Genomic DNA, 15,325 nt, shown 5'->3' on the forward strand with positions numbered 1-15,325 from the left:
CCCCGATGCGGTACATAGAGGGTTCTGAGTAGAAAAATGCTAGTTGAAAATGTGTAAACCTATTTCAGGACTAGACAAACACAACAGGCCACCACCCAGGCTGAATGGCCTGAATGCCACAAAATCTGCCCCGTCCAAAAACCAAGAGGCGAAGGATCACCCTTCGCCTCTGACGTAACAGCTGGCTACTCGCTCTGGGGCAGGAACTGCAGCTCCGGCACCGAGGAGGTCAGCACATCGGCGCAATAATCCCAGGTCGAGATGCGATAGTGCTGCAGATCTTCATCCAGATGCAGGCCGTCCGACTCCTGATGGAACCAGCTGGCAAAACGGGATGGAGTGATGAGCTGGATCTGCTCTTCGATGGCGTGGCTATCCTTCCCCTCGGCCAGATCGCAATCCTCGATGACCCGCAGGGCATAAATATGGCGAAAATAGACCCGGCAGAGGATTTGCGGGGGTAGATCGATGCTGCGCGCCCGCCCCAGCATGATGGTCAGGGAGTCGCTCCAGAGATCCTGATGCAACTCGGCCACAACCAGACCGGGCGGTAGCTGGCGGGACGGAGCCCAAGGGACGGCAACCTGCCGAATGGCATTTTTCTGTTCCATATTCACCTCACGACAACTCGCTCCCTGTCTTGAGTCTATCTGAACCACATAGTCCCGGCGAAGGCAATCGATGGACAATAAAAACGGCAATAAAAAAGCCGACGTATCAAACGTCGGCGAATAAAAAGTGCTTACAACAGAGGATTCACATATTCAGACCCTCGGGTCGAAAGATTGGTTCCCTCTTTTTGTAATTAATTTTCGGCGCGTTTAAACATCAGGGTATTGGCGTCCGACTCTTCCGGCACGAAGTAGTAGCCCTCGGCGTTGAAGCCGGTCAGCTGCTCCACCTCGGTCAGACGGTGCTTGATGATGTGGCGGGCCATCATGCCGCGAGCCTTCTTGGCGTAGAAGCTGATGATCTTGAACTGACCGTTCTTCTCATCCTTGAACACCGGCGTGACGATCCGCCCTTTCAGGCTCTTGGGTCGTACCGACTTGAAATACTCGTCGGAGGCCAGATTGATCAGCACCTCATCCCTCTGGGCTGCCAGCGCGTCGTTGAGGTGATGAGTGATCACCTCCCCCCAGAACTGGTAGAGATCCTTGCCGCGACTATTGTCGAGCCTGGTCCTCATCTCCAGTCGATAGGGCATCATCAGGTCGAGGGGACGCAACACGCCATAGAGGCCGGAGAGCATCCGCAGGTGTGCCTGAGCGAAGTCAAAATCGGCCTCGCTGAAATCCTCTACCGCCAAACCGGTGTAGACATCCCCCTTGAAGGCCAGCAGCGCCTGACGGGCATTGGCGGGGGTGAAATCTGGCTGCCACTCGGCAAACCGGGCGGCATTGAGACCGGCCAGCTTGTCGCTGATCTTCATCAGAGTGGCGATCTGGTCAGGGCTCAGTTGGCGGGCTCGGCTAATCAGTTCGGCGGAGTGATCCAGCAGCTCGGGTTGGGTGAAACGGGGGGTCACCAGCGGTGACTCGTAATCCAGCGTCTTGGCCGGGGAGACCACAATCAGCATAACGTTCCTTTCTGGCTAGGGGCCGAACAGCGGATCGGCCCCATGTTTCATTCATCCAGCGTCACATTTTCCAGTGTGCCGGACCCCAGCTGCTCGCGACCGGAGAGCTTGATCAGCAGCCGCAGGTCGTTGGCCGAGTCGGCATGGGCGAGGGCCTCACTGTAGCCAATCTGGCCGGCGCAGAACAGGCTGAAAAGCGCCTGATCGAAGGTCTGCATGCCCAGTTCGGCAGATTTGGTCATCACCTCCTTGAGACGGTGCATCTCTCCCTTGCGGATTATGTCGGTGATGAGCGGGGTATTGAGCAGGATCTCGAATGCCGCACTGCGCCGCAAACCATCGACACTCGGCACCAGTTGCTGGGCGACAATAGCTCTGAGGTTGAAGGAGAGATCGAACAGAAACTGGCGATGTTTCTCCTGCGGCACCAGATGGAGGATGCGATCCAGCGCCTGGTTGGCGTTGTTGGCATGCAAAGTGGCGAGACAGAGATGGCCGGTCTCGGCGAACTGCAGGGCAAACTCCATGGTCTCCTGACTTCGGATCTCGCCGATCAGGATCACGTCCGGTGCCTGACGCAGCGAGCTTTTCAGTGCTACATCGAACGACTCGGTGTCGATCCCCACCTCCCGCTGGGTCACCAGGCTACGGCCATGCTGATGGACGAACTCCACCGGGTCTTCCACCGTCAGGATATGACCATCGGCATGCTGGTTGCGATAGCCGATCATCGCCGCCTGAGTGGTCGATTTACCCGCCCCGGTGGCACCGACAAACAGCACCAGCCCGCGCTTGGCCATCGCCACCTCCTGCAGGATCCTGGGGAGCTGCAGATCTTCAAAGGTGGGAATGCGGGTCTCGATACGACGAATCACCATACCGGGCAGCTCCTGCTGCCAGAAGGCGCTGACCCGAAAACGACCCAGCGCCTCGCGGTAAATCGCGTAGTTGGCCTCCTTGGTGCGGACATAGCGCTCGAAGTGATCGCTGCTGAGGGTATCCCTGACCAGCGTCAGCGCCCCTTTCTTGTCGAGCGCGTCTCCCCCCAGCGACACCAGATGGCCATTTACCTTGAGAATGGGCGGCGATCCCACCGTCACAAACAGATCCGATCCCTTTCGCTCGACCAGCTGGCTCAGCAGATCATCCAGATTCATCATCTATCCCTCCCTGGGTACAAGTCGCTTAAATGCTGTTGGGATCAACGGCCTTGGCCTTGGCATCGAGGGATGCCACCACGCCGCGACTCACCAGCTGCTTGAGGCTCTGATCCATGGTCTGCATGCCGTGGGTCATCCCGGTCTGGATCACCGAGTAGAGCTGGGCAATTTTGTCCTCCCGAATGAGGTTACGCACCGCCGGAATGCCCATCATGATCTCGTGAGCTGCCACCCGACCGCCACCAATGCGCTTGAGCAGGGTCTGGGAGATAACCGCCCGCAGGGATTCGGAGAGCATGGAGCGCACCATGTCCTTCTCCGCGCCGGGGAAGACGTCGATGATACGGTCGATGGTTTTGGCCGCCGACGAGGTGTGCAGGGTGCCAAACACCAGGTGGCCGGTTTCGGCGGCAGTCATGGCCAGACGAATGGTCTCAAGGTCGCGCATCTCGCCAACCAGAATGATGTCCGGGTCTTCCCGCAGGGCCGAGCGCAGGGCGTTGCTGAAGCTCTTGGTATCACGGTGTACTTCCCGCTGGTTCACCAGGCAGCGCTTGTTCTCGTGGACGAATTCGATGGGGTCCTCGATGGTGAGGATGTGGTGATGGAAGTTCTCGTTGATGTAGTTGACCATGGCCGCCAGGGTGGTCGATTTACCCGAACCGGTCGGGCCGGTCACCAGTACCAGACCCCGCGGGAACTCGGCAATCTTGCGGAAGATCTCCGGCGCATCGAGATCCTCGAGGCTCAGCACAGTGCTGGGGATAGTACGAAATACCGCACCCGAGCCGCGCGCCTGCTGGAAGGCGTTAACCCGGAAACGGGCCAAATTGGGTACCTCGAACGAGAAGTCGACCTCGAAGTTCTCCTCCAGCTCCTTGCGCTGATGGTCGTTCATGATGTCGTAAATGAGGGCATGCACTTCCCGGTGTTCCAGGGCGGGCAAATTGATCTTGCGAACCTCACCATCAACCCTGATCATCGGGGGAACCCCGGCCGAGAGGTGTAGATCCGAGGCTTTATGCTTTACACTGAAAGCCAATAACTCTGTGATATCCATAGACTTGTCATTCTCCCATCACAAGATCACTAACGAAATATGAACCAGATTGCCCAGCACCTGTTTCAGGTAAAGGAACGTATTGCCCAGGCCGCCGAACGGGCGAGCCGCAACCTGCAGCAGATCCGCCTGCTGGCCGTGAGCAAGACCAAACCTGTCGAGGCCATCATGGCCGCCCATGCCGCAGGTCAGCGCTGCTTTGGCGAATCCTACGCTCAGGAAGCAGCGGCCAAGATCGATACCTTGCGCCAGCAGCCGGAATATAGCGACATAGAGTGGCACTTTATCGGCCCTTTGCAATCGAACAAATCCAAACTGGTCGCCGAACGGTTTGACTGGGTGCAGAGCGTGGATCGGGACAAGCTGATCGACCGCCTCAACAACCAGCGCCCAACTACAATGGCACCGCTAAATGTTTGTCTGCAAATCAATATTAGCGGAGAGAGCAGCAAATCCGGAACGTCGGAACAAGAGATTTTCCGCCTTGCCGAGCTGGTCTCTCAAAGTGAGCGACTGGTGCTGCGGGGACTGATGGCCATTCCAGAGCACACCAGCGACGAGAGCATACTGGCCGCCCAAATGACCCGTATGCAGACTCTGTTCACCGAGCTTGCGCGACAATACCCCACGGTGGATACCCTCTCGATGGGCATGACCGAGGATCTTGAACTGGCGATCGCCCACGGCAGCACCATGGTGCGGGTCGGCACCGCCATCTTCGGCGCCCGTGACTACTCATAGGCAAGGCCAGCGGATAACCCATACGTCCGCCTCTTGCCGCGACTTCATCAACAGGAGCGTTTGATGGAACACCGAATTCTGGCGTCAGGTGGTGCAGGCAGCGCCAACCCCGCCGCGACCCCATGTGCAACAGGAGCATCTGATGCAGCATAGAACGCTGGCCTTTATCGGCGCGGGCAACATGAGCCGCAGCATCATCGCCGGACTGGTCAAGGCGGGTTATCCCGCCGGGCAGATCACGGCCGCCAACCCCAGTCTGCCCAAGCTGGAGACGCTGGCGAGCGAACATGGCATTCGCATCACCCAGAGTAATGCCGAGGCGGCCCGAGGCGCCGAAGTGATCGTGCTGGCAGTCAAGCCGCAGCTGATGGCAGGCATGCTGGCCGCTCTGGTTGCCGAGCTGGGCTCCCTTGAGGGCAAGCTGCTCATCTCCATCGCGGCTGGCATCAAGGTGGCGCGCCTTGGCGAGATGGCCGGTGGCCATGACCGCATCATCCGCACCATGCCCAATACCCCTGCCCTGCTGGGTCTGGGCATGACCGGTCTCTATGCACCCGAACATATTGCCGCCGTGGATCGTGACTTTGCCGAGCAGATGATGCAGGCGGTCGGCAAGACCCTCTGGGTGGAGCAGGAGTCTGGCATCAACGGCGTCATCGCCGCGGCGGGCAGTGCTCCGGCCTACTTCTTCCTCTTTATGCAGGCGATCGCCGAAGAGGCGGAGGCGATGGGTTTCTCGCCCGAGCAGGCACGCCAACTGGTTCAACAAACCGCCCTCGGTGCAGCAGCCATGGTGGAGCAAAATCCCGAGCTGGCGCTGCAAACCCTGCGTGAGCAGGTCACCAGCAAGGGCGGCACCACAGCCGAAGCCATCAAAACATTCCAGCAGCAGGGGCTGATGCCGCTGACTGCGCAAGCCATGCAGGCGGCCGTTGCTCGCGCCACCGAAATGGAAACCCTCTTCTAACAGGAGCCCAGATGAACACTGCTTACTTTCTGATTAACACCGTTTTCGATCTCTACCTGATGGTGATCCTGCTGCGCGTCTGGCTGCAGTGGGCCCGTGCCGACTTCTACAACCCGATGAGCCAGATGGTGGTCAAGCTGACCAATCCGCTGGTGATCCCGCTGCGCCGCGTTATCCCTGGCTTTGGCGGCATCGATCTCGCTTCCGTGGTGCTGTCGCTGGCCATCGCCTTCGCCAAGCTGGCCCTGCTCAAGAGCATGAACGTGCTGCTGGCGGACTGGCTCAGCATCAGCCTGTTTGCCGCGCTGACCGTGCTGAAGAAAGCGGGCTCGATGATCTTCTGGGTACTGCTGATCCGCGCCATCCTGAGCTGGGTCAGCCAGGGCCGCAACCCCATCGAATACGTGATGCATCAGCTGACCGAGCCGTTCCTCGCCCCTATCCGCCGCGTACTGCCGGCACTGGGCGGACTGGATCTCTCGGTGCTGGTCGCCTTTATCGGCCTGCAAGCCATCAACTATCTGCTGGGTGACCTGTTCGGCCAGCTGTGGTGGATGATTTGATGCCAGCCGTCCTGCAACAAGGGGATGAACTGGTACTGCATCTGGTGATCCAGCCCAAGGCGAGTCGGGATCAGATCATCGGATTGCATGGCGAAGAGTTGAAAGTGGCCATCACGGCGCCGCCGGTTGATGGCCAGGCCAACAGCCATCTGATCAAGTTTCTGGCCAAGCAGTTCAAGGTGGCCAAGGGACAGATCACCATAGTGCGGGGCGAGCTGGGGCGACACAAAACCGTCGCCATCGACAGCCCCAAACAGTTGCCGCAAGAAGTGAGTGCACTGCTGAATGACACGCAAGGCTGAATGAATCGGCCTGCGCCAACCGTAGATATGAGAGGGATGACAGATGAAAACAGCCTGGATGAGTGGCCTGCTGGCACTGCTGATGACACTGCCGCTCAAGGCAGAACAGATGAAGGAGCTGGGGCCCTGGTTGGTGCACTATAATGCCTTCAACTCCAGCTTCCTTACACCAGAGGTCGCCAAGGTGTATGGACTGGAGCGCAGTCGCTACAACGCCATCATCAATATCGCGGTACAGGACAAGCAGAAAGTGGCGCAGGCAGTGGGGATCACCGGTGAGGCCAAGAACCTGACCGGCACCATCCGCACCCTGAACTTTCAGGAGGTAAAAGAGGGCGATGCCATCTACTATCTGGCGACCCTCCCCTACCGCAACGAAGATACCTATCAGTTCACCCTGAAGATCATGGGCGGTGGGCAGCAACAGAACCTCAGCTTCCAGCAGACCTTCTACGTCGACTGAGCAGCAACAAGAAGCCCCGACCAAGGTAGGGGCTTCATTTTATCCATATGACAAGGGCGCCATCAGGGCGCCCTTGTTACATCTATTCCGTACCGCAGCGGTTACAGGGCGAGGAACAGACCGGCCAGACAGGCGCTCATCAGGTTGGCCAGCACGCCGGAGAGAATGGCGCGCATGCCGTAACGGGCGATGAAGGATTTGCGCTCCGGCACCATGGAACCGAGACCGCCGATCAGGATCGCCATGGAGGAGATGTTGGCAAAGCCACACAGGGCGAAGGTCACGATGGCCTTGCTCGACTCACTCAGGGTCTGATCCTGCACCAGACCGATAAAGGCGACGAACTCGTTGACCACGATCTTGGTACCGATCAGAGCGCCAGCAGCTTGCGCCTGATCCCAGGGCACACCGATCAGCCAGGAGACGGGGGCAAACAGCCAGCCCAGAATGATCTGGAAGCTCAGATCCAGCCCCACCAGACCACCAGCCCAGCCGAGCAGGCCATTGAGCATGGCGATCACGCCAACGAAGGCCAACAGGGTTGCACCGACCGCCACCGCAATATTGAGGCCGGACATGGCGCCATCGGCCGCCGCCTCAATCACGTTGGTAGCGCGGGGGATCTCTACATCCTGATGGTGATCGACCTCTTCAGCTCCCGGCGGCACCAGGATCTTGGCCATCGCCAGACCGGCAGGGGCTGACATGAAGGCCGCTGCGATCAGGTATTTCAGCTCAACCCCTAGGCTGGCATAACCCACCAGGGTGCCACCGGCGACGGAGGCGAGACCACAACTCATCACAGCGAAGAACTGGGAATCGGACATCTTGGAGAGGTAGGGTTTGACCACCAGCGGAGCTTCCACCATGCCGACGAAGATGTTGGCGGTCGCGGATAGGCTCTCGGCACGGCCGGTGCCCAGCAGCTTCTGCAAGCCACCACCCAGCAGGGCGATCACCCGCGGCATGATGCCGATGTGGTAGAGGATGGCGATCACCGCGGAGAAGAAGATGATGACCGGCAACACGTTGAAGGCAAAGATGAAACCCAGCTTGAACTTGGCCAGATCGCCGAACAGGAAGGCGATCCCCTCCTGACCATAACCGATCACGCTGCTTACGCTCTCGCTGACCCCGTTCAGCACATGCTGACCGGCAGGCAACCAGAGCACCAGACCGGCAAACATGATTTGCAAGCAGAGGGCAAGGCCAACTGTTCGCAACGGGATACGACGACGATTATCAGAGCAGATGACGGCAAGCGCCAAGATACTCAGGATGCCGAGCAGGGCAATCATAGGGACTCCATCAGGTGGGGCAAAAGATGGGCGCGGATTCTGCGCCTCTCACCCCGTCACTGCAAGTCCGCTTGGTTACAAGCCTGTTAGAAAAAACGTTTGCACGATATCGGTTGCGCCAACTGGCTGATTTGGTTCAATTTTAGTATCAGGAGAAATCGAGAGTTCTTATATGGAAACAATTATTCCTCGCCACCGGACAATTTACCCCCGAGCCAGGGGGCCAGTCGCTGCTCCCAATAGGGTTCGGGGCCAAAGCGGGCCTTGAGGAAATCGATGAAGAGACGGATCTTGGGATCCAGATGTTCGCGCCTGGCATAAACGGCGTGTACCGCCATCTGCTGGTTCGGTCGCCATCCTGGCAACACCGGGATTAGCTTGCCGCTCTGTAACTCCTTGTCCAGCAAGTAGTTGGCGATATAGGCGATGCCGAGCCCGGCCAGTGCCGCATCCCGCACCGCCTCCGCCATATCCACCCGATAGTTGCCCGCCACCTGCACCGTCTGGCGCTCCTTGCCCTGGCGAAACGACCACTGGTGATAGCGCCGCTCCCGACTCTGGTAAGTGATGCAGTTGTGCTGGGCCAGATCCTTGGGATGGAGCGGCGTACCGTGGCTCAGCAGGTAATCCGGCGAAGCCGCCACCACGAAGCCAATGTCGGCCAGCCGCTGTCCCACCAGCCCTTCCGGCTTGTCCTCATAGGTGGTGAGCCAGAGATCCAGCCCCTCATCCACCAGATTGGTTCTGTGGTCGAACAGCGAGACCTCCAGCTCCAGCTCGGGATAGCGATCCTGAAACGCCTTGAGATGGGGAATGACGTGCAGACGACCAAAAGATTGGCCCACCCCGAGATGGAGCACGCCACTCACCTTGCCACGCCGCTCGGCGATCATGGAGTCAGCCTCCTGCGCCACCGCCACCAGCGCATGGCAGTGACGGGCATACTCCTGACCCAGCTCGGTCAGGACGAAGCGGCGGGTGGTGCGCTGCACCAGCTGGGCGCCAAGGGTGGTCTCCAGCAGCGCCAGCTGCTTGCTGATATGGGATTTGGAGACCCCGAGACGACGGGCGGCGGCAGAGATCCCCTGCTCGCGCACCAGCGCATCGAAGATCACCATTTGAGGAAGACGTTGCAGCACAGGATAACCGGATTGAGTGGCGGTAGCCCATTATTCCAGAGCCGCCCGCCAAGGGGTAGGGTCAGAGCCCCAGCGCCCGGGTGATCTGCAGTTTGAGGGGGTCGTCAGCCGGATTCTGGTTGGCGCCGTAGCTGGCGATCAGCTTGCCATCGCGCCCCACCAGATACTTGTGGAAGTTCCAGTTCGGCTCATCCCCATCAGCGGCCGCCGCCAACCCCTTGAACAGTGGCACAGCATCGGAGCCCCGCACCGCTACCCGATTGAACATCGGGAAGGTGACGCCATAGTCGCGGCGACACACCTCGGCGGTCTTGGTCTCGTTGCCCGCCTCCTGCCAGAAATCGTTGGAGGGGAAACCGAGAATAATCAGCCCTTTATCCTTGTAGCTCTGGTAGAGCTTCTCCAGATCGCGGAACTGGCCGCTGTAGCCGCAGTAGGAGGCGGTATTGACTACCAGTACCACCTTGCCCTCGGTCAGCTGACAGAGGTTATGGCGCTGAGAGTTGTTTAGCTCCCGCATCTCCACATTGAAATAATCGGGGCACGCCGCAGAGGCCGCGCCAGCCCCCAATAACAGCAACAGAGTGAACCATTTCATCGCCAAGACTCCTTTTGTTTTGTCCATCATACGCGGTTACCAGAGCCGCAGTTCACTCTCAATGCAATGGAATGCCGGTCAGCCAGCCGTGGCCCCAGAACACCAGCAGCGCGGTGGCAGCCAGGCCCGCCCCTACGCTGATGCCTGTGCCAGTCCAGTTGGCCGCCGGACGGGGATATCGCTGCCAGTCCCGCACCGAAATCCAGACCATGCTCACCAGCGCCCAGAGCCCGATGCCGCCAAACAACACCAGAGAGCGCGCCTCGCTGTTGACCAGCAGATGGGCCACCGCCCAGAGCAGGGTACCGAGCAGTTGGGGATGCACCAGCCAGCGCCGCAGATGGTTGGGCCCCTGGCCGGAGAAGAAAAGGATCAGCGCAAAGGGCATCATCACCGTCATGGTCATCGGCCCCCAATCCGGCAGGAAGTAGAGCGGCAGCGAGCTGGCCGAGCGCCAACCGGCGATGATGCAGGCAATGGCGACAAACACCAGCAGGGAGAAGAGCCCCTTGTAGCGATTCTCCCCCAGCCGCTCGCGCAGCCGCGCCCGATGGGCCACCGCAAAACAGGGGTAGAGATGGATCAGGGTAAACAGCGCAACCCCCAGGGTCAGCAGGAACATGAGTCTCTCCTTGTACTTGGTACGACCACTATGCCGTAAAGGGAGATGTGCGCCTATCAAAACCGCGCTGACCCATGGAGTCAAAAGTGTGGCAAGACAAAGGAGCAGAAAGAAAAGAGCCGATCACGATGGATCGGCAAATAAGTGCCAGGGCAGTCAGACATCTCGCGAGATGGGAGATGCCCCAAACGGGGATATTGAGTGGCCGATGGGGCGCATCGGCCGAACCGGATCAGCCCTTGAGCTGATAGAGCGCTGCTACGTTGCGCGCAGTGAGTTGAATGTTGGTGCTGGCGCTCTCCAGCGCCTCCGGCAGAGACATGGCGCGGTTGACTACGGCGAATACCGCGTCCAGCCCGTGATCGTGTACCACACCGCAATCGTCGGTCAGGCAACCGGAGATGCCGATCACCGGCTTGCCGAACTGCTTGGCGCAACGTGCGACACCGATTGGCGTCTTGCCGTGGATGGTCTGGCTGTCGATGCGCCCTTCGCCGGTGATGACCAGATCCGCATCGGCCACTTCCTCGGCCAGTTTCAGTGCTTCGATGACGATCTGGATGCCGGGCTTGAGCTCGGCACCAAGCAGACCGACCAGTGCGGCCCCCATGCCACCGGCAGCGCCCGCCCCCAGAATATCCTTCACCTGCTTGCCAAGGGCCTGCTCAATGCAGTCGGCATAACGGGAGAGGTTGGCATCAAGTTCGACAACCATTTCAGGCGTTGCCCCCTTCTGCGGGCCAAACACCGCAGAGGCGCCTTTCGGGCCGCAGAGCGGGTTGTTCACATCACACGCCACCTCGATAACCAGCTCGCTCAGACGCGGATCCAGACCGCTCAGGTCGATGGTCTCGAGCTCACCGAGACCCGCGCCACCCAGCTCGATGGCAGAGCCATCGGCTTTGAGCAACTTGCCGCCGAGCGCCTGGATCATACCGGCTCCGCCGTCATTGGTGGCGCTGCCGCCGATACCGAGGATCAGATGCTTCACCCCCATCTCCAGCGCGGCCAGGATCAGCTCGCCGGTACCGAAGCTGGAGGTGAGCAGTGGATTGCGCTGCTCGGGCGCCACCAGATGGATGCCGGAGGCGGCGGCCATCTCGATGACGGCGCGCTCGCCATCGCCCAGCAGGCCGACGAAGCCCTGCACCTTGTTGCCAAGAGGCGCGGTCACTTCGACCGGCAGGATGCGGCCACCGGTGGCATCGACCAGCGATTGCACCGTGCCCTCACCGCCATCGGCCATCGGCAATTTGACGTAGGTGGCATTCGGCAGTACCTGCTTGAAACCGGCCTCGATGGCATCAGCCACCGCCATGGCGCTCAGACTCTCCTTGAATGAATCGGGGGCAATAACAATTTTCATATCAATTCCTTAGGCGAGGCCAAACACGCCAAACATCAGGGTGGAGACAGTGGCAATGGTCAGACCGACTGCAGTTTCGTAAGGGATAAGTTTCAGGCGCTCACCCACGCCCATGTGGACGCTGCCACCGGTGGCATGGAAAAAAGAGCCGTGGGGCATGTGGTCAAACACAGTGGCACCGGCATGGATCATCGCCGCCCCGGCCAGACTGCTGATCCCCAGTTCAATCAGGGTGGAGCTGAATACGTTGGAGGCCACCACGGTACCGGCGGTGGTCGAGGCGGTCGCCAGCGACATCAGGGCACCGGAGATAGGCGCCAGCAGGTAAGAAGGCAGACCGGAGGCGGTCAGGCCGCTGATCAACACATCCTTCAGACCGGAGTTGGCGATGATTCCTGCCAGGGTACCGGTACCCAGCAGCATGATGGCGACTGGCGCCATACGGGCGAGGCCGGAGACCGCAAACTGGTTCACCTTGCGGAATTTACCCATCATCAGGGCACCGACCAGACCACCAAGCGGCAGCGCAATCAGCGGATCCACCACGATACCGGCGACCGGGCGTAGGGCCAGCAGCAGGATGGCGACCAGCGGTGCACTGATGGCGGCGGCAAAGCCCGGCAACTTGGCACCGGCAAAGCTCACCACCTCATCGGCGGCCACCTTGCTGCCCTTGTTGTTCAGCCGCTTGGCCAGCCAGTAGGCCATCACCAGACCGAACAGACCCGGAATGATGCCCGCCGCCATCACAGAGGTGAGTGGCAGATGGAAGGCATCAGCCGCGGCAATAGCGTTGGGGTTGGGGGACATGACGTTACCCGCCTTGCCACCGCCGATCATCGCCAGCAGGATGGCCGCCTTGGAGAGGTCAGCACGGCGGGCGATGGCCAGCGCGATGGGCGCCACCGTGATGACGGCCACATCCACGAACACGCCGACCGCAGTCAGGATCAGGGTTGCCAGCGCCAGCGCCAGCAGGGCGCGGGTTTCACCAAGTTTCTTGACGATGGTCTCGGCGATAGTGGTGGCGGCGCCCGATTCGATCAGCACGCCCGCCAGTACACCGGCCGCCAGGATCCGCATCACAGCTGTGGTGATCCCCTGGGCACCGCCGATCATCAGGGCGACGGTCTGGGTCAGATCGGCACCGCCAATCAGGCCACCGGCCAAAGCCCCCACGATCATGCCGTAAGCGGGCGGCACCTTCTTCAAAATGAGGATGATGGCGATGGAGAGCGCCGCGATGGCGCCAAGGGCTGTAACCGGGATCATGACGGACACCTTCAATGGGAGTGAATGGCCGCCATTATGGAGATCTGCAATCAGAATACTTTGGCTTAAAAACCAAAAATTGCGTCATTTAAAAGTGGTTTTTTGTCCAACTTCACAATCATAAGTCGAGATTAAGGCCGAGATAGAGCAAAAATTTGTCGTCTAACTTGTTGAAATTCAACCCGGTTATCTGCTCTATTCGCCCCAGCCGATAGCGCAGGGTATTGGGGTGAATGAACAGGGCTTCGGCACAGCGATGCAGATCACAATCCTGCAAGAAATAGTGGCGCAGGGTCTTCTGCAGCGCCCCCTTGCCATCTTCCCGGGCCAGTTTCTGTAGCGGTGTGCGCAGCTGATCCGCCTGCCAGGAGTCCGCCAGACTGCCCAGCAGCACCGGCAAACGGTAGTCCTCAAAGAAGTAGACCTGTTTGCGCGGCGCCTGCCGCATGCCACGGCGCAGGGTATCTCGCGCCGTCTGGTAAGAGCGCGCCAGCCCGTCTATCCCGGCGAAGTAATCGCCCACCGCGATATGCACCTTGAAGTGGGGAATGCGGGCCAGCAACTGCTTGATCCGGCTGCGCTCCTGCGCCGATTGCCAGACGCCCTCACTCAATTGTGCCGGTTTGAGCACCACTATCTCGTCGAGCCCGTTGATGGCGACCAGATTGTCCCGCTCCGGATTCTCCAGCTGATGGACCAGCTCGCGCAGACGAGCCGGATCGGCCTCCTCCAGCGCAAGCACGGCCACCACCCTGGGCTGGGCCAACTCCAGCCCGAGAAAACGGGCCGCCTGCTGCAGCTGATCGTCCCGCCCTTCACCACGGATGAGCTGCAGCACCAGCTCCTCCTTGTGGCGCTTGTCCCACTGCAGCTGCTCGGTGAGCGCCGCCTGCTCCAGGATCAGCTCGGCGGTCATTCGCACCAGCTCAGCGTAAGCACGCACTTCCTCCGGATCGCCGGAGATGCCGATCACCCCGATCAGCTCCCCCTGATAGGAGATGGGCAAATTGATGCCTGGTCGCACCCCTTTGAGCTGCAGGGCTGTCGCTTCGCTAATCTCCACCACCCGGTTTTCAGTGAGCGCCAGCACGGCCCCTTCGTGACGCTGATGGATCCGCTCCGGATTGCCGGACGCAATGATGAGGCCGTGTTCGTCCATCACGTTGACCGAAAAGGAGAGGATCTTCATCGCCCGCGCGACGATCTGGCGGGCAAGGTTATCGTTTAGCTGCATAACATCTCCGGACAAGGGGCTGATCTGGCTACGTCACCACGAGGCGATTCAGGGCACATGGGCGCAAAGATGCCACATCATCAAGACAAGCGAGAGGGGGATCGCTAGAATAGGCCACTTTACCCGATGTGTGCCCCGCCATGGAGCAGGAATTGCGTGCTTGCACCCGCCTGCCCGTGCTGGCCCATCCCTCCGATCTGGACTGTGCTATGGATTATGAATTTCGCCGCGACCCGTTTGGTGGCTATCGCGCCCGGTTCTCCATGGGCCATGAAGCCATCGGTCAGTGGCTGATCGACGAGGTTGGCAAGGATGAGGAGAAGCTCGACGAGCTCTTCTCCATCATTGATCAGCTCTCCAACCGCACCCGAGTCGAATACCGGCTCAACGGCGGTGACTACTCCCTGCTGCTGACCCATGAAGAGGCGGAGGTGAAAGCCAACGCCCTCAATATCGAGCTGGGTGAGGATCTTGACGATCTCGCCTACTACGATGATGAACAGCTGGCCATGTGCGGGCTGGAAGATTTTGCCCAGGTGCTTACCTCCTGGCGCGCCTTTATCCGTAACGAGGATATGGGCTGATTGACCCAATGTCGGGCAAATGTGCCCTTTTGCCTAACTCAACAGGATTGACTATGTCTATTTACGATTTTGATGACGAACTGCCGGAAGACGAAGAACAGGAATCCACCAAGAAAGCGGCTGCACCTGCCAAGAAGAAAGGCAAGCAGGTGATGAACACCCAGGTCAACCTGAGCCCGCGCGATGCCAGCCGTCTGAACGGCATGCACGTTGAAGCGATCGCCACGCTGGACGACGTCAGCCTGCCGAAGAACGTCATCTTCAAGGCTGGCCTGATCGCCCTGGGCGAACTGGAAGCCGGCAAGCGCGCCGATATCATCGCCCGCGTGATCGCAGAATCAGGCCGCTAATCGCCCCAGAAGGCATAAAGAAAGCCG

Annotated in this window: 18 protein-coding genes; 7 read left to right on the forward strand and 11 right to left on the reverse strand. The window is 59.8% G+C overall.

Annotation, left to right across the window (positions count from 1 at the left end):
* Positions 1-185 precede the first annotated feature (185 nt).
* The 4 genes from G5306_RS18745 to tapT all read right to left on the reverse strand — a co-directional run bounded on the left by G5306_RS18745 (position 186) and on the right by tapT (position 3,799).
* Positions 186-611, reverse strand: a complete 426-nt coding sequence (locus G5306_RS18745) for a hypothetical protein (protein WP_236376010.1) — start codon at positions 609-611, stop codon at positions 186-188.
* A 194-nt stretch (positions 612-805) separates the two neighbouring features.
* Positions 806-1,579 (reverse strand): peroxide stress protein YaaA, encoded by a 774-nt coding sequence (gene yaaA / locus G5306_RS18750; protein WP_421313436.1) that lies wholly within the window; start codon positions 1,577-1,579, stop codon positions 806-808.
* Positions 1,580-1,626: 47 nt separating this feature from the next.
* Positions 1,627-2,736: a type IVa pilus ATPase TapU gene (tapU, locus tag G5306_RS18755; protein ID WP_216954525.1), complete on the reverse strand. Its 1,110-nt coding sequence runs from the start codon at positions 2,734-2,736 to the stop codon at positions 1,627-1,629.
* 28 nt (positions 2,737-2,764) lie between these two features.
* Complete coding sequence (gene tapT, locus G5306_RS18760) at positions 2,765-3,799, reverse strand: type IVa pilus ATPase TapT (RefSeq protein ID WP_005340354.1); 1,035 nt, start codon at positions 3,797-3,799, stop codon at positions 2,765-2,767.
* A 39-nt stretch (positions 3,800-3,838) separates the two neighbouring features.
* On the opposite strand from tapT, the gene G5306_RS18765 reads away from it, so the two are divergent.
* The 5 genes from G5306_RS18765 to G5306_RS18785 all read left to right on the forward strand — a co-directional run bounded on the left by G5306_RS18765 (position 3,839) and on the right by G5306_RS18785 (position 6,835).
* Positions 3,839-4,540, forward strand: a complete 702-nt coding sequence (locus G5306_RS18765) for a YggS family pyridoxal phosphate-dependent enzyme (protein ID WP_204480235.1) — start codon at positions 3,839-3,841, stop codon at positions 4,538-4,540.
* A gap of 142 nt (positions 4,541-4,682) precedes the next feature.
* On the forward strand, positions 4,683-5,507 hold the full coding sequence (gene proC / locus G5306_RS18770) for a pyrroline-5-carboxylate reductase (RefSeq protein ID WP_421313438.1): 825 nt from the start codon (positions 4,683-4,685) through the stop codon (positions 5,505-5,507).
* An 11-nt stretch (positions 5,508-5,518) separates the two neighbouring features.
* Entirely contained in the window at positions 5,519-6,070 is a 552-nt protein-coding gene (locus G5306_RS18775) for a YggT family protein (RefSeq protein ID WP_421278072.1), read from the forward strand.
* On the forward strand, positions 6,070-6,372 hold the full coding sequence (yggU, locus tag G5306_RS18780) for a DUF167 family protein YggU (protein WP_005340341.1): 303 nt from the start codon (positions 6,070-6,072) through the stop codon (positions 6,370-6,372). The genes G5306_RS18775 and yggU overlap by 1 nt, the downstream gene beginning before the upstream one ends.
* Positions 6,373-6,415: 43 nt before the next feature.
* Positions 6,416-6,835 carry a DUF4426 domain-containing protein gene (locus G5306_RS18785; RefSeq protein WP_128815093.1) on the forward strand — a complete coding sequence of 140 codons (420 nt, stop codon included), beginning with the start codon at positions 6,416-6,418 and terminating at the stop codon, positions 6,833-6,835.
* A 101-nt stretch (positions 6,836-6,936) separates the two neighbouring features.
* Here the strand turns inward: G5306_RS18785 and G5306_RS18790 are convergent, their stop codons facing one another.
* The 7 genes from G5306_RS18790 to G5306_RS18820 form a co-directional block, all read right to left on the reverse strand.
* Positions 6,937-8,133: a NupC/NupG family nucleoside CNT transporter gene (locus G5306_RS18790; protein ID WP_005348874.1), complete on the reverse strand. Its 1,197-nt coding sequence runs from the start codon at positions 8,131-8,133 to the stop codon at positions 6,937-6,939.
* Positions 8,134-8,315: 182 nt separating this feature from the next.
* Complete coding sequence (locus G5306_RS18795) at positions 8,316-9,251, reverse strand: LysR family transcriptional regulator (protein WP_005340335.1); 936 nt, start codon at positions 9,249-9,251, stop codon at positions 8,316-8,318.
* Between the two features lie 82 nt (positions 9,252-9,333).
* Entirely contained in the window at positions 9,334-9,870 is a 537-nt protein-coding gene (locus tag G5306_RS18800; protein WP_005340333.1) for a glutathione peroxidase, read from the reverse strand.
* A 58-nt stretch (positions 9,871-9,928) separates the two neighbouring features.
* On the reverse strand, positions 9,929-10,492 hold the full coding sequence (locus G5306_RS18805; RefSeq protein ID WP_042053314.1) for an NnrU family protein: 564 nt from the start codon (positions 10,490-10,492) through the stop codon (positions 9,929-9,931).
* Positions 10,493-10,724: 232 nt separating this feature from the next.
* Positions 10,725-11,858: a glycerate kinase gene (locus tag G5306_RS18810; protein WP_421313440.1), complete on the reverse strand. Its 1,134-nt coding sequence runs from the start codon at positions 11,856-11,858 to the stop codon at positions 10,725-10,727.
* A gap of 9 nt (positions 11,859-11,867) precedes the next feature.
* Positions 11,868-13,130, reverse strand: coding sequence for a GntP family permease (locus G5306_RS18815; RefSeq protein WP_108613298.1), 1,263 nt, complete (start codon positions 13,128-13,130; stop codon positions 11,868-11,870).
* 118 nt (positions 13,131-13,248) lie between these two features.
* A complete protein-coding gene (locus G5306_RS18820) occupies positions 13,249-14,364 on the reverse strand; it encodes a sugar diacid recognition domain-containing protein (protein ID WP_421313443.1) in 1,116 nt (371 codons plus the stop codon).
* A 209-nt stretch (positions 14,365-14,573) separates the two neighbouring features.
* Between G5306_RS18820 and G5306_RS18825 the strand changes: the two genes are divergently transcribed.
* Both G5306_RS18825 and G5306_RS18830 read left to right on the forward strand, forming a co-directional pair.
* On the forward strand, positions 14,574-14,948 hold the full coding sequence (locus G5306_RS18825) for a YacL family protein (protein WP_026034971.1): 375 nt from the start codon (positions 14,574-14,576) through the stop codon (positions 14,946-14,948).
* Positions 14,949-15,001: 53 nt separating this feature from the next.
* Positions 15,002-15,298 (forward strand): hypothetical protein, encoded by a 297-nt coding sequence (locus G5306_RS18830; RefSeq protein ID WP_005348860.1) that lies wholly within the window; start codon positions 15,002-15,004, stop codon positions 15,296-15,298.
* Positions 15,299-15,325 lie beyond the last annotated feature (27 nt).

The organism is Aeromonas sp. 603404, from assembly GCF_049171775.1.
Lineage (GTDB): Bacteria > Pseudomonadota > Gammaproteobacteria > Enterobacterales > Aeromonadaceae > Aeromonas > Aeromonas veronii_A.

What these genes read in the sequence shown, in the direction of transcription:
- G5306_RS18745 (WP_236376010.1), bottom strand. Translation starts at nt 611, where the DNA reads ATGGAACAGAAAAATGCCATTCGGCAGGTTGCCGTCCCTTGGGCTCCG.
- yaaA (WP_421313436.1), bottom strand. Translation starts at nt 1,579, where the DNA reads ATGCTGATTGTGGTCTCCCCGGCCAAGACGCTGGATTACGAGTCACCG.
- tapU (WP_216954525.1), bottom strand. Translation starts at nt 2,736, where the DNA reads ATGAATCTGGATGATCTGCTGAGCCAGCTGGTCGAGCGAAAGGGATCG.
- tapT (WP_005340354.1), bottom strand. Translation starts at nt 3,799, where the DNA reads ATGGATATCACAGAGTTATTGGCTTTCAGTGTAAAGCATAAAGCCTCG.
- G5306_RS18765 (WP_204480235.1), top strand. Translation starts at nt 3,839, where the DNA reads ATGAACCAGATTGCCCAGCACCTGTTTCAGGTAAAGGAACGTATTGCC.
- proC (WP_421313438.1), top strand. Translation starts at nt 4,683, where the DNA reads ATGCAGCATAGAACGCTGGCCTTTATCGGCGCGGGCAACATGAGCCGC.
- G5306_RS18775 (WP_421278072.1), top strand. Translation starts at nt 5,519, where the DNA reads ATGAACACTGCTTACTTTCTGATTAACACCGTTTTCGATCTCTACCTG.
- yggU (WP_005340341.1), top strand. Translation starts at nt 6,070, where the DNA reads ATGCCAGCCGTCCTGCAACAAGGGGATGAACTGGTACTGCATCTGGTG.
- G5306_RS18785 (WP_128815093.1), top strand. Translation starts at nt 6,416, where the DNA reads ATGAAAACAGCCTGGATGAGTGGCCTGCTGGCACTGCTGATGACACTG.
- G5306_RS18790 (WP_005348874.1), bottom strand. Translation starts at nt 8,133, where the DNA reads ATGATTGCCCTGCTCGGCATCCTGAGTATCTTGGCGCTTGCCGTCATC.
- G5306_RS18795 (WP_005340335.1), bottom strand. Translation starts at nt 9,251, where the DNA reads ATGGTGATCTTCGATGCGCTGGTGCGCGAGCAGGGGATCTCTGCCGCC.
- G5306_RS18800 (WP_005340333.1), bottom strand. Translation starts at nt 9,870, where the DNA reads ATGAAATGGTTCACTCTGTTGCTGTTATTGGGGGCTGGCGCGGCCTCT.
- G5306_RS18805 (WP_042053314.1), bottom strand. Translation starts at nt 10,492, where the DNA reads ATGTTCCTGCTGACCCTGGGGGTTGCGCTGTTTACCCTGATCCATCTC.
- G5306_RS18810 (WP_421313440.1), bottom strand. Translation starts at nt 11,858, where the DNA reads ATGAAAATTGTTATTGCCCCCGATTCATTCAAGGAGAGTCTGAGCGCC.
- G5306_RS18815 (WP_108613298.1), bottom strand. Translation starts at nt 13,130, where the DNA reads ATGATCCCGGTTACAGCCCTTGGCGCCATCGCGGCGCTCTCCATCGCC.
- G5306_RS18820 (WP_421313443.1), bottom strand. Translation starts at nt 14,364, where the DNA reads ATGCAGCTAAACGATAACCTTGCCCGCCAGATCGTCGCGCGGGCGATG.
- G5306_RS18825 (WP_026034971.1), top strand. Translation starts at nt 14,574, where the DNA reads ATGGATTATGAATTTCGCCGCGACCCGTTTGGTGGCTATCGCGCCCGG.
- G5306_RS18830 (WP_005348860.1), top strand. Translation starts at nt 15,002, where the DNA reads ATGTCTATTTACGATTTTGATGACGAACTGCCGGAAGACGAAGAACAG.